Source organism: Aeromonas sp. FDAARGOS 1416, from assembly GCF_019048085.1.
GTDB classification, from domain to species: domain Bacteria; phylum Pseudomonadota; class Gammaproteobacteria; order Enterobacterales; family Aeromonadaceae; genus Aeromonas; species Aeromonas veronii.
Genome location: NZ_CP077301.1, coordinates 2,587,578 through 2,611,099, shown reverse-complemented (window position 1 = coordinate 2,611,099; position 23,522 = coordinate 2,587,578). Strand labels below are relative to the sequence as shown.

The window sequence follows — 23,522 nt, the reverse complement described above, 5'->3', positions numbered from 1 at the left end:
CTACGGCTATGCTCAATTACAAAAACATGAACACATAGCTCCTATCAAAACCGACATTAAACGATGACACGCAGTTAAGGATGAATCTATGCTCCAGAATATGTCCATAGGTCAGAAGTTGAGTACTGGCTTTGCGGTGCTGGCACTTTGCGTATGCCTGCTTGCCGGGTATGGCGTCTCACGACTGTCGTATCTCAATCAACAAAACACTGTATTGGCAGAGAACCTTATCCCTTCTGTTCGCTATGCAAGTCAGATGCATATCGCACTGCTTGATGCTCGGCGTTTCCAATTATCTATGGTGATCGCGATGGGCTACAACGACAGTGCGGATATTGAACGAACCCAACAAGGTGTGATGGATTCAAAGGCACGTTTTGAGCAGGCTGCGGCTAATTACGGCGGATTGGCTTTTAATGCTGCTGATGAAGAGCAAACCTTTAACGCGTTGAAGACTGCCGGAAATGCCTTTTTTACTGCGCATGACCCGCTATATCAGGCGGTGAAACAGAGTAGTGACAAGACAAGAGAGATTTTGCAAGGGAATCTCAGAACCACGCTGGAGCAGGCAACAAAATTAACGATGGATTTGCGTGAGATAAATGAGCGTATTGGCAAGGAGATGGATGCCCAAGGTGAAGAGGCATATACCAGCTCCAAATTCCTCAGTATCTTGACTGGCGCAGCGACTCTCATCTTCGTGGTGTTGATTGCATGGTATTTGAGTCAACAAATCAAACGACCCGTTAATCGCTTGCTGGAACTTGTTGGTAGCGTCGCGGCTGGTGATTTGACTCATCGTGTGGAGTTGAATGCGTTTAATCAGGATGAATTAGGACAACTGGCGAAAGGCTTTGCGCAGATGCAAGAAAACTTGCGCAAACTGGTTGGGGAGGTATCCGGTTCTGTTGTACAGATGAGCTCTGCGGTAGAGGAGATCAGTGCTGTAGCAAGGCAGTCAGCCAACAATATGAATGCTCAGCAACATGAGCTGAACCAGCTGGCGACGGCGATGAACGAGATGCAAGCCACGGTGCAGGAGGTATCGCGCAATACCAGCGATGCGGCCAGTGCTGCCACCTCGGCCAGTGAGACGGCCGAACTTGGTGCGCAAACGGTGAATGACTCTATCCAGCGTATCGAGCGGGTTGCCGGTGCCATTGAGAGCACCGCCGAGGTGATCCGCCAACTGGGGGATGACAGCCGCAATATCGGCATGGTGCTGGAGGTGATCCGCGGTATTGCCGAACAGACCAACCTGCTGGCATTGAACGCGGCGATTGAAGCGGCCCGGGCCGGTGAGCAGGGGCGGGGGTTTGCGGTGGTGGCCGATGAGGTGCGTACTCTGGCCAAGCGCACTCAGGACTCCACCTCCCAGATCAACACCATCATTGCCGAGTTGCAGCAGCGTGCCGAACAGGCCGGCAGTACAATGCAACAGAGTCAGGAGCTGATGAACACCACGGTTGCTACCGCGCGGGAAGCTGGCGAGTCCATCTCCCAGATCAGTGGCTCGGTCAGCAGCATCTCCCACATGAACATCCAGATTGCAACGGCCACGGAAGAGCAGGGCGCGGTGAGCGAGGAGCTCAACCGTAACGTGGTCAATATCAGTCATGCTTCCGAAGAGGTGGCCGCCGGTGCCACCCAGATGGCTCAGGCGTGCAACGAGTTGAACCACCTGGCTACCCAACTGCAGGATATGGTGCGCCGTTTCAGGGTGTAATCCATCGGCGAGTCAAACAGCCCGATTACCGCAAGGTGGTCGGGCTTTTCTGTTTTGGAGGGGCAGCCAGAGAGGCTCACTGCAAGTGGATGACTTGTCCCGCCGGACGATATTGTGCATGCTGATGGCCCATTTTCCAGGCAGGACTCTTGCTGTATGAATCTTCGCGATCTCGAATATCTGGTGGCGCTGGATGAGGAAAAACATTTTCGCAAAGCCGCTGAACGCTGCTTTGTCAGTCAACCCACCCTGAGCGGCCAGCTGCGCAAGCTGGAAGATGAACTCGGGGTCATTCTGATCGAACGTACCTCGCGCAAGGTGCTGTTTACTCCGGCTGGCGATGCCATGGCCCATCAGGCGCGTCGGGTGCTCAAGGAGGTGCGCGAGCTCAAGAGCATCGGTCAGCACTTCTCCGAGCCGATGTCCGGGGAGATCCATATCGGTTTCATTCCGACCGTGGGCCCCTACCTGTTGCCCCGCATTATCCAGACCCTGCGTGAGCGTTTCCCCCAGCTGGAGTTCTACCTCTATGAGGAGCAGACCCAAACCCTGCTCAAGCGGTTGGAAGAGGGGGAGCTGGATTGCGTCATTCTGGCCGAGATGCCGGGGATGGAAGGGTTTGGTTCAATCCAGCTCTATCATGAGCCGATGTGGTTGGCTGTGCCTTGCCATCACCCCGAAGCACAGGCCAGACAGGTGCCACTCGGTAATCTCAAGGGCAAGAAATTGCTGATGCTGGCCGATGGCCACTGTTTGCGGGATCAGGCGATGGGATTCTGTTTCGCCGGCGGGATAGGTGAGGATCAACGCTTCAAGGGGACCAGTCTGGAGACGCTGCGCAACATGGTGGCCGCCGGTAGCGGCATGACCCTGGTGCCAAAGTTGGCCGTACCTGCCGATCATGATGAAGGCGGGGTCAGTTATCGTCCCGTGGTTGACCCTGTGCCGGGGCGTACCATCTCGCTGCTCTATCGCCACTACTCGGTGCGTCGCCCCTGCTTCAATGAGCTGGCGGCCTCGATCGCCACGCTGATGAGCAAGCAGTTGGCCCAATAAAAAAACCGGCAGCCAAGGCTGCCGGTTTTGCTTCTGCCGCGAGAGCAGCTTAGAAGATATCGTCGGTTGAGACAGGCCCTTCTACATCGGGGTTGTCACCGCCGTAGACCTGATTGCCATCCGAGCTCGGTGCTGCGTAGCGGGTCGGCTCGGTCCCTTCCTTGAAGTATTCGTCGGTTCCGCCACTGGTTGCCAGCAGGCCGGTTTCGCTATCAATCTTCACCGTCATGATCCCTTCGGGAACCGGCATTTTGTGCTCCGGCAGTTTTTTGAGGGCGACTTTCATGAAGTCGATCCAGATAGGCTGCGCGGCGCCACCGCCAAATTCGGCACGGCCAAGACCACGCTGGTGGTTGTCAAAACCGATCCAGGAGGTGGCAACTATGTCCGGGGTGTAGCCGGAGAACCAGGCATCCCGCGATTCGTTGGTGGTACCGGTTTTACCGGAGATGTCGTGACGTTTCAGGTCGCGGGCTGCACGCCAGCCGGTACCACGCCAGCCGTTGCCCCCCCAGATGGCTGTGCTCAGGGTGTCGGTGATCAGGAATGCACTCTGGGCACTGATGGTATGCGGGGCGATGGTTGGCGCGAGAGGGGTCTGCGTGCCATCTTGTGCGGCTCCATCAACAGTTGGCACCTGCAGTGTGCTCTGCTCGGGTGCGGCCTGCTGTTCGCAGGTGGTGCAAGCAATAGCTGGATTGGCCTGATAGAGGGGGTTCTCCAGACTGTCGGTCACTTTGTCGATGAAGTATGGGGTCACCAGGAAGCCACCGTTGGCCAGTACCGAGTAACCACGCACTACCTCGAGGGGGGTGAATTCGGCAGCGCCCAGTGCCAGCGACTCATGGGGAGAGATGAAGTCGCGAGGGAAACCAAAGCGGGTCAGACCGTCGATATAGGTATCCAGACCGATGGCACGCATCAGTCGAACCGACATCACGTTCTTGGACTTGGCCAGACCCAGACGCAGCGGGGTGGGGCCATCATAAACGGCCGGGGAGTTCTTGGGCTGCCACATGGGCCCTTTTGACGGATCCCACTGGTTGATCGGCGCATCGTTGATGAGCGACGCCAGGGTATAGCCATGCTCCAGCGCGGTCGCATAGAGGAAAGGCTTGATATTGGAACCGATCTGGCGACGCGCCTGATCGACCCGGTTGAATTTGGAGAGTTCGAAGCTGAAGCCGCCAACCACTGCTTCCAGCGCGCCATTTTTCGGGTTCATGGCAACCAGCGCGGCGTTGACGTCCGGGATTTGGGCCAGCAGCAACTCTTCGCCCTCTTCCCGCACCCAGATTTGGGCGCCGACTTTCAGCACATCGCGCGCCGATTTTGGGGCATAGCTCTGACGGTCGTCGGTAATAAAGGAGCGGGCCCATTTAATGCCGTTCCAGCCGAGCTCTGCTTCCTTGCCATTTTTCAGTACCAGCGTGGCGCTGCGATCACCGAGCTTGGTCACGACCGCCGCCATCAGCGGATCATAAGTGGGCTGCTTGCCAAGGTGAGCGACGATCTGCTCGTAATCCCAGGCTGTCTCGCCAGCCTTCCATAACTGAGCTGTCGGGCCGCGATAGCCGTGGCGCATATCATAGGCAAAAACGCCATCCAGCAGCGCCTGTCTGGCTGCCCGCTGACGTTCGGCAGAGACGGTCGTGTAGACGTGCAGGCCCATGGTATAGGCATCTTCACCGAACTGCTCGACCATCTTCTGGCGCACCATTTCCCCCAGATAGGGGGCGTGCAGGGTCACTTCGGCGCCGTGAAAACGGGCCTTGATCGGCATCTTGGACGCTTCGTCAAACTGAGCCTGGGTGATCTTGCCGGTTTCCAGCATCCGGCCCAGCACCACGTTGCGGCGAGCAAAGGCGCGCTCGGGGGAGCGGATGGGGTTGAGCATGGAGGGGGCTTTCGGCAGACCTGCAATGATGGCGATCTCGTCCAGTCCCAGATCCTTGACCTCTTTACCAAAGTAAACCTGTGCCGCAGCACCGATCCCGAAGGAGCGATAACCGAGGGGGATCTTGTTGAGGTAGAGTTCGAGGATCTCATCTTTTGAGAGATTCTGCTCGATCCGCCAGGCAAGGAAGACCTCCTTGATCTTGCGGATGATGGTCTTCTCATTGCTCAGGAAAAAGTTGCGGGCAACCTGCTGGGTGATGGTACTGGCCCCCTGACGGGCATGGCCGGAAACAGCCCAGACGGAAGCGGCTCGAATGATACCTATCGGGTCAATGCCCGGGTGCTCATAGAAACGTGCATCTTCGGTCGCCAGTACGGCATCGATCATGGGTTGCGGAATTTCGTCCAGACGCAGCGGAATGCGACGAATTTCGCCATATTGGGCGATCAACTCCCCATCCCGGCTGTAAACCCGCATCGGGGTTGCCAGCTTGACGTCACGCAGTGCGGTGACATCGGGCAGTTGGGGTTTGATATAGAAGTAGATACCGATGAGGCTGGCGACACCCAGCACTGCACCCAGCATCATGACAATAAACAGGCGAACGAGCCATTTCAGCATGGAAGAACTACCAATCGTCTTAAAATTAGCCAACGGGCGCAGAGTATAGCCCTTTTGCCATCGGGAATTCGAGGTTTTCCTGTGGCGAGCCACCCACCTCAAAAGGATGCGAGAGGTTAGCACTACGGGGAGTAATAACCAAGGAGGGCCACTTGCCATGAAGAAAGCGAGATGGGTCACTTTTCGGCATAAACTTTATGACATTGATAGTTAGAGCATTTAGGATGAGTGAAGCACTCCTCTGATCGGGTGTCCTACACTCTGTTCAGGAATAAAACCAAATAACGCATGGATGTGTATATGTTTGGGCTTTTTAACAAGGGATCCCTCCTCCCTCTGGTGGGCATTGATTTCGGCAGCCAGACCATCAAGGCCGTTACCCTCAGTGGCCGACCCGGCAAGCTTCATCTCGAATCGGTCGCCGATATTGCCACCCCGAAAGGGACGCTGGTTGACTATCAATTGCAGGATATCGAGCGTGTCAGCCAATCTCTCAAGACCCTCAAGCGCCTGATCCCAGCTCACAGTGACTATGCCGCCACTGCGGTGACCGGTTCCAATGTGATAACCAAGGTGATCCAGATTGATGCCCGCCTCAGTGACAAGGAGCTGGAGAATCAGGTGCAGCTGGAGGCCGAGCAGATCATTCCCTTCCCCCTCGATGAAGTGAGTCTCGATTTTGAGGTGCTGAGCACCAACAATAGCGAAGATCGTCAAGATGTGCTGCTGAGCGCAGCCCGCACCGAGAGTGTCAACGGCCGGGTCAGCGCCCTTGCCGAAGCCGGTATTGCCGTCAAGGTGGTGGATGTGGGCGCCCATGCGCTGGGCCGTGCCGTGGTGGCCTGTCTGCCCGAATTGCAGGAGAGTGAACGGCCGATCGGGGTGATCGACATTGGCGCCAGTGCCATGACCTTTGCGGCGCTGGTCAAGGGGGAGGTGATCTACTCCCGCTTGCAGAACTTCGGTGGCGATCAGTACAGCCAGGCGCTCTCTTCCTTTTATGGCATGACGCTGGATGAAGCTGAGCAGGCTAAAACCAAAGGTATCTTGCCTGTTGACCATGAGCTGGATGTGCTGATGCCCCACATCAACTCGCTGCTGCAGCAAGTGCGGCGCAATATCCAGCTGTTTTGCAGTTCATCCGGTTATCGCGACATCGCAAAACTGGTGCTGACGGGAGGAGGCAGTCTGCTACCCGGTTTGTTGGTACAGGTAAAAGAAGAGGTCAATTGCGAGGTGTTGCACCCGGATCTGTTCGCCCTGTTTGGCAAGCCGAAAGGGGAAGCCGAGCTGGTACATGGTGCTAAATATATGACGGCATTCGGGTTGGCTCTGAGGAGTTTCACACCATGTCAAATATAAACCTTCTACCTTGGCGTGAAGCCCGGGCCCAGCGCCAAAAGAAACAGTTCGGGGCCTTGCTGGGGATTTTTGTGCTGGCCACGGTCGCGCTGGGATTTTTTGCCAACTGGCTGGTTGATCGCCAGATCGTCGCCCAGCAGCAGCGCAACCAGAGGCTGGTTCAGGAGATGACTATTCTGGATGCCCAACTGGGGGAGATCCGTCTGCTCAAAGAGCGTCGCAAAGAACTGATCGATCGGATGCAGCTCATCGAGCAGTTGCAGATGCGACGCAATGTGCCCGTCCGCCTCTTCAATCAGCTGCCTTCACTGGTGCCCAACGGGGTTTACCTGAACACCCTCTCGATGCAGAACAATATTATTGATGTTAATGGCAAGACCGAAGCCTATGGTCGAGTGGCCAGCATGATGCGGCGGATTGATGGTTCCGGTTGGTTGGGTCAGGCAAAGATAAGCACTATTTTTGCGGCTGATGTTGCGCCAGTGTCATTGAGCCAGTTTTCCATGATGTTCCTGATCGCCAACAATGCTGCGGCTGCAGGGAATGTGGCCAAGGAGCAACAATGAACCTTCAGCAACTCAACGAGTTGGATATCAATGACATAGCAAGCTGGCCAAAATGGGCAAAAGGGGTATTCATCTTTTTCTGCTGCGTGTTGACCGGCGGCGCCATCTACTACTACGTGATTGCCAACTCACTGACCAGTTTGACTCAGGAAGCGGGGAAAGAGACCGAACTGAAAGCCCAGTTTGAAAGCAAGGCGATGCTGGCTGCCAACCTGGGGGCATACAAGGCGCAAATGGTTCAGCTTGAGCAACTGGTTGATACCCAGCTCAAGCAGTTGCCCAATACCCATGAGGTCGCCGGGCTGCTGGACGATATCAGCTTTATTGCTACCGACAACGGCTTGAAATTGAACCGGATCAACTGGGAACCTGAGGTCAAGCACGAGTTTTCGACAGAGCTACCGATGCGTATCGAAGTCGTGGGCACTTACCATCAAATTGGCAAGTTCACCGCTGACATGGCCGCCTTGCCCCGTATCGTCATTCTTGACTCCTTCACTCTGGGTCAGAGCAAGGATGAAGGGGAGCTGATTTCGATGTCGATGCTGGCTAAGACCTACAAGTACAACGGTAAAACAGTGGAGCCGAAACAATGAGACGCATCTGCTGGTTATTGCCTGCCCTCTTGCTGGCGGCCTGTGGTGGTCAGGAGGACATGGATAGCTATGTCGCCCAGACCAAAGCAAGGCCACCCATACCTATCGAGCCCTTGCCCGAGCTGAAGCCTTTTGCCCCTATGCACTACCAGCAACGCGAGTTGCGCAGCCCCTTCATGGTTCCCCAGCCTGAGGCGACGGTCGGAAGTACAAGTACAGCCAAGGCCCAGCCGGATTGTGCACAGACCCTGATGGAGCGTGAGAAAGAGGTGCTGGAAAATTATTCGCTGGCCAGTCTGTCGATGCATGGTTCTTTGGGCAAGGCAGGCCAGTTGTGGGCCTTGATCAGCACCCCGGATGGCAAATCGATGCGGGTCGGACTCAACCAGTATATGGGGCTTGATCAGGGTCGGGTCATCAAGATCACAGACACTGCAGTGGATTTGCTGGAAACCATTCCGGACGGGAAGGGGTGCTGGGTAACAAGAGAAACCCAGTTGGCAATGGCCAATGTGCAAGAAAAACAATAATCAGGGACGAACAGCAATGAGAACAACAATAGAGAGTGTATCCAAAGTGGCTTTGCTGTTTTGCGCCAGCGCCCTCAGTCAGGCGTGGGCAGTGGCAACCCTGCAGGAGATCAAGGTCAATCCGCTGCTTGCCGATCAATTGCTGGTGGAGCTCAGTTTTAGTGAGCCAGTCACGGGCTTTACCGATCGTCTCTCTTACCAACCCAATCAGCTGTTGTTGCATGTTCCCGGTGCGGTAGGGGCGCTGAAAGTGAACCCGCTGCCGATCCAGCGCCTGGGGGTAGATAATATCAAGGTTGAGGGTAAGGGCGCAGGTCTGGATATCAAGATCGCACTCGATCAGCTTGCTCCCTATCAGGTGCAGCAACAGGGGAACAAATTGCTGGTGTCATTGGGCGAGGGGGCCTCTTCCGGGCTCATCAATGGTGAGAGCGCCCTGATTGCGCCCACAACCTCGGCTACTCCTGTGCCAACACCCTCTGCGATGGTGGCCACACCCTCTCCTTCGGCGCTGCTCAATCCTCAGGTCGTCGCCCGGTCTATGCCTGTTGCGCCCGTGACTACGCCGGTAGCAACACAGCCTGCCAGCAAGCCGGTGCTCAACAACTATCAAAGCAGTGGGGGCGGCGCCTATTTCAACTCGGTTACCGGTGTGGATTTTCGTCGTGGCAAGGATGGGCAGGGGGAGTTTCTGGTCACGCTGGATAACAGCTCGGCCGCCGTCGATGTGAGCAGCCGCGGCCAGACCGTACTGGCCAAGTTTCATGGCACTCGGGTACCGGATGGCTTGCTTAATCTGATCAACGTGCAGGATTTTGCAACGCCGGTCTCTCAGGTTGAAGTCTCCCGGCAGGGGAGCGATACCCTGTTTGAACTGTCGATAAATGGTCAGTTTGATTACCGTTACGATCAGGCAGACAAGCTCTTCATTATCGAGGTGAAAAAGCGGACGACGGCCACGGCATCCAAGCAGTATCAGGGCAAGCCCATCTCATTGAACTTTCAGGATATTCCAGTCCGTACCGTGTTACAGCTGATTGCCGATTTCAACAACCTTAACTTGGTAACCACAGATTCGGTATCAGGCAATATTACCCTGCGTCTGGATGGGGTGCCGTGGGAGCAGGCGCTCGACATTATTTTGAAAGTGCGGGGTCTGGATAAACGACTGGACAACAACATTCTGCTGGTGGCACCGGCAGAAGAGATCGCAACGCGCGAGAAGCAGCAACTTGAGAGCCGCAATCAGGTCGCAGATTTGGCGCAGCTCTATACCGAATATCTGCAGATAAACTATGCCAAGGCCTCGGAAGTGGCGGCCCTGCTCTCTTCTGAAAGTACCAAGTTGCTGTCACCCCGTGGTGCGGTGAGCGTGGACGAGCGAACCAACGTGCTGGTGGTCAAGGATACCGCCGATGTCATCAGCAGCATCAAACGGATGCTCGATATTCTCGATATTCCGGTCAAGCAGGTGGTTATCGAGGCGCGGATGGTGACCATTGACGACGGCTTTGATGAAGCGCTCGGGGTGCGGTGGGGTGTGACCAAAAACGATGGTCATGGCAACAGTACGTCCGGTTCCATAGCGGGGAATGATGGCTCTGGTAATAACAATGGTGGCTCGACAATTACCAGACCGACAGCAGACGATCGGTTGAACGTCAACCTGCCGGTGACCAATGCGGCCGGTACTTTAGCCTTCCAGGTTGCCCGTTTAGCTGATGGCACTTTGCTGGATCTCGAGTTGTCGGCGCTGGAAAAAGAGAGCAAGGCCGAGATTATCGCCAGTCCGCGCGTGACCACGGCGAACCAGAAACCGGCGCTGATCGAGCAGGGTACCGAGATCCCCTATGTGGAGTCCTCTTCCAGTGGCGCTACCTCGGTTACCTTCAAGAAGGCGGTATTGAGCCTGAAGGTGACCCCGCAGATCACCCCTGACAATCGGGTGATTCTCGACCTGACCGTGACCCAGGATACCAAGGGTGAAACGGTTCCGACCGGTACCGGTGATGCGGTTTCCATCAACGCCCAGTCCATCACCACTCAGGTGCTGGTTAACAATGGCGAGACCCTGGTGTTGGGCGGCATTTATCAGCAAACCATCAAGAGCGATGTAACCAAGGTGCCTTTGTTGGGCGATATCCCCGGATTGGGGGCCTTGTTCCGCAAGACCACCAGCGAGAACAAAAAGCGGGAATTGTTGATTTTCGTGACGCCCAAGATAGTCACCGACGCCTTCTGAATGCTTTACATGTGAGGGTAAAACACATATAACCTTACGCCCCAATGAGGCTGGGGCGTAAGGGCTGCGGTTGCCAGTCCCGATATCTATTGAGATAATCCCCCTCCTGATCCATCGCAAGATAAGGTTCATAGGTACCCCGATCCAGTATTCATCGGGGTCGTACAGTTTGTAATTACTAACGAAAAGACATGGCTGAGAAACGCAATATTTTCCTGATAGGTCCCATGGGTGCGGGCAAGAGCACCATAGGTAGACATCTGGCAGAACAACTGCATATGGAGTTTTTCGACTCAGATCATGAGATTGAGCGCCGCAGTGGTGCTGATATCGGCTGGGTGTTCGATGTTGAAGGCGAAGAAGGTTTCCGGATTCGCGAAGAGAAGGTGATCGGCGAATTGTCAGAGCAGCAGGGTATCGTGCTGGCGACGGGTGGCGGTGCCATCAAGAGTCGCGAAACCCGCAACAAGTTGTCTGCTCGTGGCATCGTGGTCTACCTCGAAACCACTATCGAAAAGCAGCTGGCGCGCACACAGCGAGACAAACGCCGCCCTCTGCTACAGACCGAAGAACCGGCACGCGAAGTGCTGGAACGTCTGGCACAAGAGCGCAATGCCCTGTATGAAGAGGTTGCCGACTTTGTTGTGCACACCGATGACCAGAGCGCAAAAATCGTTGCCAATCAAATTGTAAAGCTGATCGGTATGTAATCTAGAGGACGTCCATGGAACGGTTGAAGGTCGAACTGGGTGAACGCAGCTATCCCATCGAGATAGCTGCTGGGTTGTTGCAGCGCCCCGAGGCGCTGGTATCGACCATCAAGGGCAAGCGGGTGATGATAGTGACCAACACGGTCGTTGCTCCGCTTTATCTTGAACGGGTAACCGCTCTGCTATCGGGTTTTCAGGTTGAACACCTGATCCTGCCTGACGGCGAGGCGTACAAGAACCTGGCGACCTTTGAGCAGATCATGTCTGCTCTGCTTGAAACCAACCATGGGCGCGATACGACACTGATCGCTCTGGGGGGCGGTGTGATCGGGGATGTGGTGGGCTTTGCGGCAGCAAGCTATCAACGTGGCATTCCTTTTATCCAGATCCCGACCACCCTGCTCTCCCAGGTTGACTCCTCTGTTGGCGGTAAAACTGCTGTCAACCACCCCCTCGGCAAGAACATGATTGGGGCTTTTTATCAGCCCAAACAAGTTGTTATCGATACCGAATGTCTGAGTACCTTGCCCGCCCGCGAATTTGCCGCAGGGATGGCCGAGGTGATCAAGTACGGCATCATTTGGGATGCTGATTTCTTCAGCTGGCTGGAGCAGAACATGGTGCGTCTGCAACAGCTGGAACCTGCCGCGCTGGCCTACGCCATCAAACGCTGCTGCGAGATCAAAGCCGATGTGGTCGGTCAGGATGAGACCGAGCACGGCGTCCGTGCGCTGCTCAATCTGGGTCACACCTTTGGTCATGCAATCGAGGCCGAGCAGGGGTATGGCAACTGGCTGCACGGTGAAGCAGTATCCGCTGGCACCATGCTGGCTGCCTGGACTGCGCAGGCCCGTGGCGATATGAGCGAAGCGGACGTTGCGCGAGTGCGCGCCCTGCTGCTGGCCGCCAATCTGCCCATTCATGCGCCTGCCGAGATGGATTTCGCCGCCTTTATTCGCCATATGCGTCGTGACAAGAAGGTGCTGGAAGGCAAGCTGCGTCTGGTGTTGCCGGTTGGCATCGGCCATGCGCAGGTGGTGGGGGATGTGTCCGATGCCGAGTTGCTGGCGGTGATCGAGTCTGGTCGTGACGAATAAACTGCTAAAACTTCCTTCCCAGCGGCAGCTGGTTGACCGGCTGCTGCATCTGATTGAATTCAATCACCCTTTCATTTTTCTCTCCGGTAAACCCGGGTGTGGTCGCGGTACCCTGTGCGAATCCCTGCTCGGCGTGTTGCCGGAAAAAGTGCGGGTGGTAAGCCTGATTGGTACGCCTGCCATGAAGATGGTGGATGTGCGTCAGCTGTTGCTGCCACAGGTGGTGGCGCGCCCGCTCTTCAATCCACAGGATGCGCTGGCGGAGAGCTTCTTTCGCATGCTGGAGGGGATCAAGCCAGCCACCCTGTTGCTGCTGATAGAGCGGGCCGACCAGTTGCCAGCTGAATTGCTGGGAGAGTTGTGGGCGATCATACGTCATAACGATACCCTGGCGGCGCCCCATCAGCTGGCCATTATTGTCTCGGGCAGTGACGTCTGGTGTCGTACCCAACGACCGCAGCTCAAGGGGCGTGCCATGCCAGCCCTTGAGCTGGAAGTGCCGCCACTGAGCCCGCCCGAGCAGCGCATCTTCTTGTATGAAAAAGCCAAAGAGCTCAAGATCCCGGCGACCCTCTTGCCCAAGCCGCAAGTGGAGGAGATCCTGAAAACGGCGAACGGACATCCGTCCACCATCATGCAGTTACTGGAGGATATCATGACCGACAGAAGGCCCAAGAAGCGTCAGGCGGAGTTGCCTCTCAAGAAGATTGCCACCGCTATCGCGCTGGTTGCTGGCGGCCTGCTGGCGTTGAGCTACCTGCTGCCTGCGCTGTTTGACAATGAAAGCAAACCGGCGCTGCAGGATCCGGTGCAGAACACGGCATTGCCGATCCCGGTAGCGGGAGGCGATCCCCTCACCGCTGGCGGTTCGAATACCGATGCCGCTGCACAAGGCGCGCAAAACAGCGATGCAGCCAGCAATCCCAACGGGGTAGTGAAGGATTGGCAGCCGGAGGCGAAAGTGCTGCCCAAATCGGTGGAGAGCGAAACTGTGACCACCGAATCAACCAATTACGAAGGGCGTCGGGTGGTGATCTCTGACGAGGTCGTGCAAAAGCTGATGACCGAACCCAAGGTGAGCGGCGCTCTGCCTACTGACGTGGTGGACGAGCTGACCGGCAAGAACCCGAGTGGCACAGCCCCCAGTGGTGCAATCGCAACCACGGCGCCAGCCAGTACCTCCAAAGCACTGAATCCGGCGACAACCGCAACGCCTGCGGCCACCACCAAAACCGCCAGCAACGAGCCGGTTGCCGCGCCAGCACCCAAGGTGGCCCTGACACCGGTCGCCACCTTGAACAAGAAGCCGCGCAACCACTACAGCGTTCAGCTGATGGGGGCGAGCAACACCAAGGCGGTGGATCAATTTGTCGCCGAGCATGGTCTGGCGGGCAAGGTATGGGTCTATCAGACCAAATTCCGTGGCAGCCCTTGGTATGTGGTGCTGCAAGGGGATTATGCCGGTCTGACCCAGGCCAAGAGTGCCATTCGCAAGCTTCCGCCAGCCTTGCTGAAAGGCCAGCCCTGGCCCAAGTCGTTTGCACAGGTACAAAAAGAGCTGAAGCAATAGCCTTGATACCGGATAAGGGGGTAGAATCGTCCCCCTTTTTGGGTCTTGCCTTCTTACACACCGGATTTCCATGAAAAAAACACGCGCTTTTTTAAAATGGGCCGGGGGAAAATACTCCCTGGTTGAAGAGATTGCCGAGCGCCTGCCGGCCGGGCGTGTGTTGCTGGAGCCCTTCGTCGGGGCCGGGTCTGTGTTTCTCAACACCGACTACGACGCGTATGTGCTCAACGACATCAATCCGGATCTGATCTGCCTGTACAACCACCTCAAGCTGACGCCGGACAGTTTCATTGCCGAGGCGCGCAAGCTGTTTGTGGCAGAGCACAACCACAAGGCGGCCTATTACCGGCTGCGTACCCAGTTCAATCAGACCGAGACCACCTTCGAGCGGGCGCTCTTGTTCCTGTTTCTCAACCGTCACGGTTTCAACGGACTGTGCCGCTACAACAAGAAGGGCGGCTTCAACGTGCCGTTCGGCTCCTACAAGAAACCCTATTTCCCGGAAAAAGAGCTGTGGGCCTTTGCCGAAAAGGCGCAGAAGGCGACCTTTATCTGCGAGAGCTACGCCGATGCCATCAAGCGTGCCGAAGAGGATTGGGTTATCTATTGTGATCCACCCTATGCGCCGCTCTCCACTACGGCGAGCTTCACCACCTATGCCTCCGGTGGGTTTACCCTGGATGATCAGGCGATCCTGGCGCGACTGGCCCGTCACACAGCCGCTCACAAAGGGGTGCCAGTGCTGATCAGCAACCACGATATCGAGCTGACTCGTGAGCTTTATCGCGGTGCCCGCCTCGACGAGATCCTGGTCAAGCGCACCATCAGCCGCAACGGCGGCACCCGCAACAAGGTGGCCGAGTTGTTGGCGCTCTATCCGCCCGGAATCGAACCGGAGCAGGGCTACTATCCCAGCGACAGTGAATTGCTGCCACTGACGTAACAGACCATGCGGCGCCCAGGGGCGCCGTTTTTTATGGGCGAGTCCGCGCCCGTGCCGATGCCCCAAAACCCGGGTGGCTGGGAGAGGGGAGGCGATTGCCCCATTTACCCCGCATTCGAGTCGTTTTCGCCCGCCTTTTACGTTAAAATTGCGCCGCTTTTTCTCCCTGGCTGCCAATGGATGATGCTGATGAAAGACTTTCTGATTGCCCCCTCGATCCTCTCTGCCGATTTTGCCCGTCTGGGTGACGATGTAGCCAAGGTACTGGCTGCCGGTGCCGACGTGGTTCACTTCGACGTGATGGACAACCACTATGTCCCCAACCTGACCATTGGCCCCATGGTCTGTCAGGCGCTGCGTGACTACGGTATCGAGGCCCCCATCGACGTGCACCTGATGGTCAAGCCGGTGGATCGCATCATTCCCGATTTTGCCAAGGCCGGTGCTTCCCTCATCACCTTCCATCCGGAAGCGTCCGATCACGTTGATCGCTCTTTGGGCCTCATCAAGGAGATGGGCTGCCAGGCCGGTCTGGTGCTGAATCCTGCTACCTCGCTCTCCTGCCTCGAGTATGTGATGGACAAGCTGGACGTGATCCTGCTGATGTCGGTCAACCCGGGCTTCGGTGGCCAGAGCTTCATTCCCGGCACCCTCGACAAGCTGCGTCAGGTGCGTCGTCTGATCGACGAGAGCGGCCGCGATATCCGCCTCGAGATCGATGGCGGGGTGAAGGTCGACAACATTCGCGAGATCGCCGAAGCGGGCGCCGACATGTTTGTCGCCGGCTCGGCCATTTTCAGCCAGCCTGACTACAAGGCGGTGATCGATAAGATGCGTGCGGAGCTGGCTCATGTCACACGCTGAGCGCGCATTTGATTTGGTGCTGTTCGATCTGGACGGCACCCTGATTGACAGTGCCGCCCAGCTGGCGCTGGCGGTCAATCTGACTCTGGCTGATCTGGATCTGGAACAAGCTGATGAAGCGGTTATCCGTACCTGGGTCGGCAATGGTGCCGACAAGCTGATCCAGCGGGCGCTCGCCTATCGCGAGGCCGATCCCGAGCTGTTTGCCAAGGCCAGACCGATCTTTTTCCAGCACTACAACGCCTGCCTGCTGCAAGGGCTGGCGATGTATGAAGGGGTGGCGCAGAGTCTGCGCCGTCTGCAAAGCCTGGGCTACAAGCAGGCGATCGTCACCAACAAGCCGAGTGATTTCGTGGCACCCATCCTCGATGCCCTTGGCATCAGCGATTGTTTCGAACTTTGGCTTGGCGGCAACTGCGTGCCAGTCAAGAAGCCGAGCCCGGAGCCATTGCTGCACGCTTGCCAGGAGTTGGGGGTGAGCCCGGCTCGCACTCTAATGGTGGGCGACTCCGAAAATGACGTGCTGGCGGCCAAGGCGGCCGGCATGAAGGTGGTGGGCCTGACCTACGGTTACAACTATGGCCGCCCCATTGCCGACTCCCATCCAGACTGGGTATTCGAGCAGTTTGCCCAGCTCGATGCACTTTTGGTCTAATAGCGCAGCTGGGCTGGCTGAATAACAAGGATTAACACTCTCATGACTAAACCAATCGTATTGAGCGGGGCGCAACCCTCCGGTCAACTGACCATCGGCAACTACATGGGGGCCCTGCGTCAGTGGGTCAACATGCAGGATGAGTTCGACTGCCTCTACTGCATCGTCGACCTGCACGCCATCACCACTCGTCAGGACCCGGCTGCCCTGCGCAAGGCTTGTCTGGACGCAGCCGCCCTCTATCTGGCGGTCGGTATCGATCCCAAGAAGAGCACCGTCTTCATCCAGTCTCACGTGCCGCAGCACGCCGAGCTGGGCTGGATCCTCAACTGCTATACCCAGATGGGTGAGCTGTCGCGCATGACCCAGTTCAAGGACAAGTCCGCCCGTTTCGAGAACAACGTCAACGTCGGCCTGTTTGGCTATCCGGTGCTGATGGCGGCCGACATCCTGCTCTATCAGGCCAATCAGGTGCCGGTCGGCAACGACCAGAAGCAGCATCTGGAGCTGACCCGTGACATCTGCACTCGTTTCAACAACCTCTATGGTGACGTGTTCACCATGCCGGAGCCCTTCATTCCGACCGAAGGGGCGCGGGTGATGAGTCTGCAGGATCCGACCAAGAAGATGTCCAAGTCGGATGACAACGAAGCCAACTTCATCGGCCTGCTGGAAGATCCCAAGCAGATCGTCAAGAAGATCAAGCGTGCGGTGACCGACTCCGACGAGCCGGCGGTGGTGCGTTTCGATCCGGAAAACAAACCGGGTGTCTCCAACCTGCTGACCCTGATGTCCGGGGTGACGGGTCGCTCCATCCCCGAGCTGGAGCAGCACTTCGAAGGCAAGATGTACGGTCACCTCAAGACCGAAACCGCCGAAGCCGTGGTTGCGCTGTTGGAACCGATCCAGGCCCGTTTCCACGAGTTGCGTCAGGATGAGGCCCATCTGATTGCGATTCTGGCAGAAGGAGCACAAAAGGCGCGCGAAAGAGCTGAAAAAACCCTGACCAGCGTATATGATGTAGTCGGCTTCGTTCCTCGAGCCTGACATACTGGGAAGGTGTAGTAGAAGAGAGCTGGGTATTTGCCTGGCTTTCTTTATTTTCTGCCCGGCTATTTTGTTTAATTTCTTTATTTCAACCTGGGTAATATCCCCAAGAGAAAGCATGCCTGTTCAACCAACTATTTCTGCTGAAGAGCTGAGTGACAAAGGTCACTGGCTACGTAAATTTCGCAAGGCGAAAAACCTCAATACCCTGCAGTTGATGGTCTCCAATGCCATCGACAAGCACCATAAAACCCCTGCCGTTGCTGCCGCCATCTATCTGGCCGAGTGTCAGCGTGAACGGGAAATGGAACAGGGTCGTTATCTCGATCGTTAATTCTCCGCTGTTGGTTATCTCATGCTGTTGTTGATCGATAACTACGACTCTTTTACCTGGAACCTGGTGCAATATTTCGGCGCCCTGGGACAAGAGGTTGTGGTCAAGCGCAATGATGAACTGACGCTCGATGCCATAGCGCAGCTCTCCCCCCGTTTTCTGGTGATCTCTCCCGGTCCCTGTACGCCCAATGAGGCGGGGATCTCTCTCGATGCCATCAGCCACTTTGCTGGCAAGCTGCCCATTCTCGGCGTCTGTCTCGGTCATCAGTCGCTGGCGCAGGCCTTCGGCGCCCGCGTAGTGCGTGCCCGTCAGGTAATGCACGGCAAAACCTCGCTCATCCGCCATCGCAATGAGGGGGTGTTCAAAGGGCTCAACAACCCGCTGCGGGTGACCCGTTACCACTCCTTGGTGGTGGAGCGCGACACGCTGCCTGACTGCTTCGAGATCACCGCCTGGAGCGAGCATGCCGATGGCTCGTTTGACGAGATCATGGGGCTGCGCCACAAGACGCTCCCCATCGAGGGTGTTCAGTTCCATCCGGAGAGCATTTTGAGCGAGCAGGGCCATCAGTTGCTGGCCAACTTTCTGGCGCGTTCATAAAAAGTTGTGATCGCCTTCTCAAGTTCGAAAGAAGGCAAAAAAAATTTCCCTGACACTTTATTCACCCCCTCTCCTGCCCAAATTATCTCTTGCCAAGCCCCCCTGAGTCGTTATGCAATGCGGTTGCCTAAAATCTCAAGAGCAATCGAACATTGTTCCTTATAGGCCGTCTTGTTACAGACTTTTTACTTTATTTCTGTGATAATCCCGTCACGTTTACACGGATTTAACTTTTGGGCGGTGGATTATTCTGTCGCCGAATCGAAGGAGAGCTATATGTCAGAGTTGTTGGCAGTGACACGTGAAGTGTTTGATGAAGTGATGGTTCCCAACTATGCGCCCGCCAAGATCATCCCGGTGCGTGGTGAAGGGTCACGTGTCTGGGATCAGGAAGGGCGCGAGTATGTCGACTTCGCCGGTGGCATCGCCGTCAACGGTTTGGGTCACTGTCATCCCAAGCTGGTCGAGGCCCTGAAAACCCAGGGCGAGAAGCTGTGGCACCTCTCCAACGTCATGACCAACGAGCCGGCCCTGCGTCTGGCCAGGAAGCTGGTCGCCGCCACCTTTGCCGACAAGGTCTACTTCTGCAACTCCGGCGCCGAAGCGAACGAAGCCGCTCTCAAGCTGGCTCGCCGCTACGCCATCGAGAAGTTTGGCGAGCAGAAAACCCAGATCATCGCCTTCAATCAGGGCTTCCACGGTCGTACCTTCTTTACCGTCAGCGTCGGTGGCCAGGCTGCCTACTCAGATGGCTTCGGTCCCAAGCCCGGTGACATTACTCATGTTCCCTACAACGATCTGGCGGCGCTGGCCGAGGTGATCTCCGACAACACCTGCGCCGTGGTGATGGAGCCGCTGCAGGGGGAGGGGGGCATCATTCGTCCTACCGACGAGTTTGCCAAAGGGGTGCGCGAGCTGTGCGACAAACACAATGCCCTGCTGGTGTATGACGAAGTGCAGTCCGGCGTCGGCCGGACCGGTGATCTCTATGCCTATATGGGGCTGGGCGTCACGCCGGACATCCTCACCAGCGCCAAGGCTCTGGGGGGCGGTTTCCCTATTGGCGCCATGCTGACTACCAACGAAATCGCCTCTTACCTGAAAGTGGGCACTCACGGCTCTACTTACGGCGGCAACCCGCTGGCCTGTGCGGTGGCGGAAGCGGTGATCGACGTGATCAATACTCCGGAGGTGCTGGCGGGCATCAAGCAGCGCGAACAGTTGTTCCGCGATGGCCTTGAAGCCATCAATGCCAAATACCACTGCTTTAGCGAGATCCGAGGCAAGGGGCTGCTGCTGGGTGCCGCTCTGAGCGATGCCTACAAGGGGCGTTCCCGCGACTTCCTGCTGGCCTCCATCGATCAGGGGCTGATGGCTCTGGTGGCCGGTACCAACGTGGTTCGTTTTGCCCCTTCACTGGTGATCCCGGAAGCGGACATCAAGGAAGGGTTGGCCCGCTTCGAGAAGGCGGTTGCCCAGGTGGTTAACGCCTGATTCCAAATTGAGGTGGGGAGCTCTCCCGGCAGGAGCCGGGACCCCACCTGTCGTCAATGAAAGGGAGTTGTCATTTATGTTGGTTATCCGTCCCATCGAGCAAAAAGATTTTGCCGGGCTCAAGACCTGCGCCATCGAGTCCGGCACCGGCATGACCTCGTTGCCCGTCAACGATGAGCTGCTGCAGCGCAAGATTGACGCCTCTACCCAGACTTTTTCCGACAAGCCCGCCGGCAAGGGGGACTGCCTCTACTTCTTCGTGGCCGAGGATCTGGAGACCGGCGAGATGGTCGGCACCTGTGCCATCGATGCCGCGGTTGGCCTCTCCCAGCCGTTTTACAACTACCATATCGGCAAGGTGGTGCACTCTTCCCCCAAGCTCGGCATCTACAACGTCGTTGAAACTCTGACCCTCTCCAACGACTACACCGGCAACTCCGAGCTCTGCACCCTGTTTTTGCGTGAATGTGCCCGCGAGGGGCTCAACGGCCGCCTGCTCTCCAAGCACCGCTTTCTGTTTATGGCCGAGCACCCCGAGCTGTTTGACGAGACCGTCTTCGCCGAGATGCGCGGCGTCTCCGATGCCAACGGTCACAGTCCCTTCTACGAGTGGCTGCAAACCCACTTCTTCTCGATGGATTTTCCCACCGTCGACTATCTGACCGGCATCGGCAAGAAGCGCTTTATCGCCGAGTTGATGCCCAAGTACCCCATCTACGTCAATTTGCTGAGCAAAGAGGCGCGGGCCGTTATCGGTCAGACCCACGAGAAGACCCGTCCCGCCATCAAGATGCTGCAGGACGAGGGCTTTGTGAACCGTGGCTACGTCGATATTTTCGATGCGGGCCCCACCGTCGAGTGCGACGTGAAGAATATCCGCAGTGTGCGCCGCAGCAAGAAGCTGCGGGTGCTGGTGGGCGAGCCCATCGGTGGCAAGACCCACCTTATCTGCAACAGCCGTTTCGAACATTACCGCGCCTGCTACGGCAATATCCGGGTCGATCTCGACAAGCACGAAGCCATCATTCCGCCCAAGATGGCGGCGGCACTCAAGGTGCAGGATGGCGACATGGTGCGGGTGGTTGACCTCGACTGAGGCAAACAGGACAAGCAAACCGATTATCAGACAGGCAGCCTCGGCTGCCTGCCAGCGACAGGGAGTGAATGGATGAGCCAGTTAGTGCAATTTATCGACGGTCAGTGGCTTGCCGGTGAAGGCAAGCCGTTCGAGTCACGGGATCCGGCCAAGAACGAGGTGATCTGGCAGGGGGCTGCCGCCAGTGCTGCGCAGGTGGATGCCGCCGTCAAGGCCGCCCGTGCCGCCTTCTACCACTGGGCGGACATGAGCCTTGAGGATCGTCTGGCCATAGTGCGTCGTTATGCCGACCTGCTCGGCGAGCAGAAAGAGGCGCTGGCCCTGACTATCGCCCGCGAAACCGGCAAACCGCTGTGGGAGACCCGCACCGAAGTTGCCGCCATGCAGGGCAAGATTGCCATCTCCATCCGGGCACACGACGAGCGCACCGGCACCGTTGAAAATGCCATGCCGGGCGCCAAGGCGTTTGTCCGTCACAAGCCCCACGGTGTGGTGGCGGTGTTCGGCCCCTACAACTTCCCGGGCCATCTCCCCAACGGCCATATAGTCCCGGCGCTGATTGCGGGTAACGCCGTGGTATTCAAACCCTCCGAGCTGACCCCCATGGTCGCGGAAGCCATGGTCAAGGTGTGGCAGGAGGCCGGATTGCCCAAGGGAGTGCTCAATCTGGTGCAAGGGGAGGTCGAGACTGGCAAGGCGCTGGCGGGCAATCCCGACATTGACGGCCTCTTCTTCACTGGTTCATCCCGCACCGGTCATTTCCTCCATCAGCAGTTTGCCGGTCAGCCGGGCAAAATTCTGGCGCTGGAGATGGGCGGCAACAACCCGCTGATCGTGAAAGATGTGAGCGACATCGACGGCGCTGTGCATGCCATCGTCCAGTCGGCGTTTATTACCTCTGGTCAGCGCTGTACTTGCTCCCGCCGTCTGTTTGTCGAGCGCGGCGAGCGGGGCGATGCCCTGGTCAATCGACTGGTTGAGGTGGTGGGCAAGATCAAGGTCGGCCTCTATGACGCCGCCGAGCAGCCGTTCATGGGGGCAATGATCAGCGAGAAGGCTGCGATTGGCATGGTCGAGGCGCAAGCCAACCTGCAGCGCCTCGGTGGCGAGAGCCTGCTTACCCTCAAGCACCTGGAAGCGGGCACCGGCTTTGTCTCCCCGGGCATTATCGACGTGACTGCAGTCAAGGCGCTGCCGGATGAAGAGTACTTCGGCCCGCTGCTGCAGCTCATTCGCTATGACGATTTCGATGCTGCCATCGATCAGGGCAACGCCACCCGCTACGGTCTCTCGGCCGGTCTGCTGGGGGACAAGGAGGCGGACTGGCATCATTTCTTCAAGCGGATCCGCGCCGGTATCGTCAACTGGAACAAACCCATCACCGGTGCATCCAGTGCCGCGCCGTTTGGTGGTATCGGCGCTTCCGGCAACCACAGGGCAAGCGCCTACTACGCTGCTGACTATTGTGCTTATCCGGTTGCCTCTGTCGAAGACAGCAAAGCCGCCATGCCGGATCAACTGTCGCCCGGCCTGCGCTTCTAATAACGACACGGGGCATCCAGCGGTGCCCCCATCTGTACCCGCAATCAAAGGAAAGAGAGATGCAAAAGGATATCGACACCCTGTTCAGCCATCTGTGGGACAACTACATCAAGGTGACCCCGAGCGCCCTCAAGGTGCACACCCTGCTGGGTGGCGGCGAGCCCATCGTCAACGATCACGTGGCGTTTCGTACCTACAACCTGCCCAAGCTGGGGCTGGAGAAGCTGGCCGCCCACTTCCTGGCGCTCGGTTACGAGCAGAAGGGCGAGTACGTTTTCAAGGCCAAGAAGCTCTACGCCAAGCACTTCGAGCATCAGGATCCGGACGCTCCCAAGGTGTTTATCAGCGAGCTGAAGGTCGAAGAGCTCTCCCCGGCTGCCCAAGCCATCATCCACAAGCTGGCGGATCAGGTGCCCGATCATCTGACCGATACACCGGCATTTCTCTACACCGGCGCCCCCTGGCAGGTCTCCTATGCCGATTATCAGACCCTGCTGGCGGAGAGCGAGTACGCGGCCTGGATGGCAGCCTGGGGTTATCGTGCCAACCACTTCACGGTCAATATCAACAAGTTGAAGGATTTTGACACCATCCATCAGGTCAATGGGGCGCTGAAGGCTGCGGGTTTTGTACTCAACAGTGTGGGTGGCGAGGTGAAAGGGGATCCGCAGGTGATGCTGGAGCAATCCTCCACCATGGCGGACAAAGCCGAGGTTCCGTTCAGCGATGGGGTGCGTACCATCCCGAGCTGCTTCTACGAGTTTGCCCTGCGCTATCCGCAGGCCGATGGTGTGCTCTATCCGGGCTTTGTCGAGGCCTCGGCGGACAAGATCTTCGAATCGACGAATGCCATGTAACGGGAGCGACCCTGTTTCAGTCGCAACGCCTCCTCGTGGAGGCGTTTTGTTTGGCGCCGAGTGACGGTGGCGAGTGTTGTCTGACGCCGCGTGGGAAGGGGATTTGTACGG

General features: G+C 57.3%; 21 protein-coding genes. 20 read left to right on the top strand and 1 reads right to left on the bottom strand.

The features are described from left to right. The first annotated feature begins 88 nt into the window (after positions 1-88). The gene (locus I6L46_RS11620; protein ID WP_216975565.1) at positions 89-1,726 is read left to right on the top strand and encodes a methyl-accepting chemotaxis protein; all 1,638 of its coding nucleotides are present in this window, start codon (positions 89-91) and stop codon (positions 1,724-1,726) included. A gap of 156 nt (positions 1,727-1,882) precedes the next feature. Beyond that, entirely contained in the window at positions 1,883-2,782 is a 900-nt protein-coding gene (oxyR, locus tag I6L46_RS11615; protein ID WP_005354003.1) for a DNA-binding transcriptional regulator OxyR, read from the top strand. A 49-nt stretch (positions 2,783-2,831) separates the two neighbouring features. On the opposite strand, the gene I6L46_RS11610 is transcribed toward oxyR, so the two are convergent. Further along, entirely contained in the window at positions 2,832-5,303 is a 2,472-nt protein-coding gene (locus I6L46_RS11610; protein WP_216975563.1) for a penicillin-binding protein 1A, read from the bottom strand. Positions 5,304-5,603: 300 nt separating this feature from the next. On the opposite strand from I6L46_RS11610, the gene tapM reads away from it, so the two are divergent. The 18 genes from tapM to I6L46_RS11520 all read left to right on the top strand — a co-directional run bounded on the left by tapM (position 5,604) and on the right by I6L46_RS11520 (position 23,411). Continuing rightward, a complete protein-coding gene (gene tapM / locus I6L46_RS11605; RefSeq protein WP_302054257.1) occupies positions 5,604-6,665 on the top strand; it encodes a PilM family type IVa pilus assembly protein TapM in 1,062 nt (353 codons plus the stop codon). Further along, a complete protein-coding gene (gene tapN / locus I6L46_RS11600; RefSeq protein ID WP_005353997.1) occupies positions 6,653-7,231 on the top strand; it encodes a PilN family type IV pilus biogenesis protein TapN in 579 nt (192 codons plus the stop codon). Before tapM ends, tapN begins: the two co-directional genes overlap by 13 nt. Then, positions 7,228-7,827 carry a PilO family type IV pilus biogenesis protein TapO gene (gene tapO, locus I6L46_RS11595; RefSeq protein ID WP_005353996.1) on the top strand — a complete coding sequence of 200 codons (600 nt, stop codon included), beginning with the start codon at positions 7,228-7,230 and terminating at the stop codon, positions 7,825-7,827. The genes tapN and tapO overlap by 4 nt, the downstream gene beginning before the upstream one ends. Continuing rightward, on the top strand, positions 7,824-8,357 hold the full coding sequence (locus I6L46_RS11590) for a pilus assembly protein PilP (RefSeq protein WP_005353995.1): 534 nt from the start codon (positions 7,824-7,826) through the stop codon (positions 8,355-8,357). The genes tapO and I6L46_RS11590 overlap by 4 nt, the downstream gene beginning before the upstream one ends. Positions 8,358-8,373: 16 nt before the next feature. Then, positions 8,374-10,599, top strand: coding sequence for a type IV pilus secretin PilQ (locus I6L46_RS11585; RefSeq protein WP_216950309.1), 2,226 nt, complete (start codon positions 8,374-8,376; stop codon positions 10,597-10,599). Positions 10,600-10,790: 191 nt separating this feature from the next. After that, the gene (gene aroK / locus I6L46_RS11580) at positions 10,791-11,309 is read left to right on the top strand and encodes a shikimate kinase AroK (RefSeq protein ID WP_005335014.1); all 519 of its coding nucleotides are present in this window, start codon (positions 10,791-10,793) and stop codon (positions 11,307-11,309) included. Positions 11,310-11,323: 14 nt separating this feature from the next. After that, positions 11,324-12,406 (top strand): 3-dehydroquinate synthase, encoded by a 1,083-nt coding sequence (aroB, locus tag I6L46_RS11575; protein ID WP_021229792.1) that lies wholly within the window; start codon positions 11,324-11,326, stop codon positions 12,404-12,406. Continuing rightward, the gene (locus I6L46_RS11570; RefSeq protein ID WP_216975559.1) at positions 12,396-13,976 is read left to right on the top strand and encodes an SPOR domain-containing protein; all 1,581 of its coding nucleotides are present in this window, start codon (positions 12,396-12,398) and stop codon (positions 13,974-13,976) included. The genes aroB and I6L46_RS11570 overlap by 11 nt, the downstream gene beginning before the upstream one ends. Positions 13,977-14,046: 70 nt before the next feature. Beyond that, positions 14,047-14,919, top strand: a complete 873-nt coding sequence (locus I6L46_RS11565) for a Dam family site-specific DNA-(adenine-N6)-methyltransferase (protein ID WP_005335008.1) — start codon at positions 14,047-14,049, stop codon at positions 14,917-14,919. Positions 14,920-15,108: 189 nt separating this feature from the next. Next, positions 15,109-15,783: a ribulose-phosphate 3-epimerase gene (rpe, locus tag I6L46_RS11560; RefSeq protein ID WP_005335006.1), complete on the top strand. Its 675-nt coding sequence runs from the start codon at positions 15,109-15,111 to the stop codon at positions 15,781-15,783. Beyond that, positions 15,770-16,438 (top strand): phosphoglycolate phosphatase, encoded by a 669-nt coding sequence (locus I6L46_RS11555; RefSeq protein ID WP_216975556.1) that lies wholly within the window; start codon positions 15,770-15,772, stop codon positions 16,436-16,438. Before rpe ends, I6L46_RS11555 begins: the two co-directional genes overlap by 14 nt. 42 nt (positions 16,439-16,480) lie before the next feature. Further along, positions 16,481-17,485, top strand: a complete 1,005-nt coding sequence (gene trpS, locus I6L46_RS11550; RefSeq protein WP_005334999.1) for a tryptophan--tRNA ligase — start codon at positions 16,481-16,483, stop codon at positions 17,483-17,485. Positions 17,486-17,603: 118 nt separating this feature from the next. Continuing rightward, on the top strand, positions 17,604-17,819 hold the full coding sequence (locus I6L46_RS11545; RefSeq protein ID WP_005334997.1) for a hypothetical protein: 216 nt from the start codon (positions 17,604-17,606) through the stop codon (positions 17,817-17,819). Positions 17,820-17,840: 21 nt separating this feature from the next. Continuing rightward, entirely contained in the window at positions 17,841-18,422 is a 582-nt protein-coding gene (locus I6L46_RS11540; protein ID WP_216975554.1) for an aminodeoxychorismate synthase component II, read from the top strand. Between the two features lie 276 nt (positions 18,423-18,698). Further along, positions 18,699-19,916, top strand: coding sequence for an aspartate aminotransferase family protein (locus I6L46_RS11535; RefSeq protein WP_158112935.1), 1,218 nt, complete (start codon positions 18,699-18,701; stop codon positions 19,914-19,916). Between the two features lie 76 nt (positions 19,917-19,992). Next, complete coding sequence (gene astA, locus I6L46_RS11530) at positions 19,993-21,012, top strand: arginine N-succinyltransferase (protein WP_005334994.1); 1,020 nt, start codon at positions 19,993-19,995, stop codon at positions 21,010-21,012. A gap of 72 nt (positions 21,013-21,084) precedes the next feature. Next, complete coding sequence (gene astD, locus I6L46_RS11525; RefSeq protein ID WP_216975552.1) at positions 21,085-22,554, top strand: succinylglutamate-semialdehyde dehydrogenase; 1,470 nt, start codon at positions 21,085-21,087, stop codon at positions 22,552-22,554. Between the two features lie 59 nt (positions 22,555-22,613). Continuing rightward, complete coding sequence (locus I6L46_RS11520; RefSeq protein WP_101529509.1) at positions 22,614-23,411, top strand: DUF1338 domain-containing protein; 798 nt, start codon at positions 22,614-22,616, stop codon at positions 23,409-23,411. Positions 23,412-23,522 lie beyond the last annotated feature (111 nt).

Excerpts from the sequence above, each read along its gene's own strand:
- I6L46_RS11590 (WP_005353995.1), top strand. The coding sequence starts at position 7,824 with ATGAGACGCATCTGCTGGTTATTGCCTGCCCTCTTGCTGGCGGCCTGT.
- I6L46_RS11620 (WP_216975565.1), top strand. The coding sequence starts at position 89 with ATGCTCCAGAATATGTCCATAGGTCAGAAGTTGAGTACTGGCTTTGCG.
- aroB (WP_021229792.1), top strand. The coding sequence starts at position 11,324 with ATGGAACGGTTGAAGGTCGAACTGGGTGAACGCAGCTATCCCATCGAG.
- I6L46_RS11565 (WP_005335008.1), top strand. The coding sequence starts at position 14,047 with ATGAAAAAAACACGCGCTTTTTTAAAATGGGCCGGGGGAAAATACTCC.
- I6L46_RS11545 (WP_005334997.1), top strand. The coding sequence starts at position 17,604 with ATGCCTGTTCAACCAACTATTTCTGCTGAAGAGCTGAGTGACAAAGGT.
- astA (WP_005334994.1), top strand. The coding sequence starts at position 19,993 with ATGTTGGTTATCCGTCCCATCGAGCAAAAAGATTTTGCCGGGCTCAAG.
- I6L46_RS11610 (WP_216975563.1), bottom strand. The coding sequence starts at position 5,303 with ATGCTGAAATGGCTCGTTCGCCTGTTTATTGTCATGATGCTGGGTGCA.
- I6L46_RS11585 (WP_216950309.1), top strand. The coding sequence starts at position 8,374 with ATGAGAACAACAATAGAGAGTGTATCCAAAGTGGCTTTGCTGTTTTGC.
- astD (WP_216975552.1), top strand. The coding sequence starts at position 21,085 with ATGAGCCAGTTAGTGCAATTTATCGACGGTCAGTGGCTTGCCGGTGAA.
- trpS (WP_005334999.1), top strand. The coding sequence starts at position 16,481 with ATGACTAAACCAATCGTATTGAGCGGGGCGCAACCCTCCGGTCAACTG.
- aroK (WP_005335014.1), top strand. The coding sequence starts at position 10,791 with ATGGCTGAGAAACGCAATATTTTCCTGATAGGTCCCATGGGTGCGGGC.
- tapN (WP_005353997.1), top strand. The coding sequence starts at position 6,653 with ATGTCAAATATAAACCTTCTACCTTGGCGTGAAGCCCGGGCCCAGCGC.
- tapO (WP_005353996.1), top strand. The coding sequence starts at position 7,228 with ATGAACCTTCAGCAACTCAACGAGTTGGATATCAATGACATAGCAAGC.
- tapM (WP_302054257.1), top strand. The coding sequence starts at position 5,604 with ATGTTTGGGCTTTTTAACAAGGGATCCCTCCTCCCTCTGGTGGGCATT.
- I6L46_RS11520 (WP_101529509.1), top strand. The coding sequence starts at position 22,614 with ATGCAAAAGGATATCGACACCCTGTTCAGCCATCTGTGGGACAACTAC.
- rpe (WP_005335006.1), top strand. The coding sequence starts at position 15,109 with ATGAAAGACTTTCTGATTGCCCCCTCGATCCTCTCTGCCGATTTTGCC.
- I6L46_RS11535 (WP_158112935.1), top strand. The coding sequence starts at position 18,699 with ATGTCAGAGTTGTTGGCAGTGACACGTGAAGTGTTTGATGAAGTGATG.
- I6L46_RS11555 (WP_216975556.1), top strand. The coding sequence starts at position 15,770 with ATGTCACACGCTGAGCGCGCATTTGATTTGGTGCTGTTCGATCTGGAC.
- oxyR (WP_005354003.1), top strand. The coding sequence starts at position 1,883 with ATGAATCTTCGCGATCTCGAATATCTGGTGGCGCTGGATGAGGAAAAA.
- I6L46_RS11540 (WP_216975554.1), top strand. The coding sequence starts at position 17,841 with ATGCTGTTGTTGATCGATAACTACGACTCTTTTACCTGGAACCTGGTG.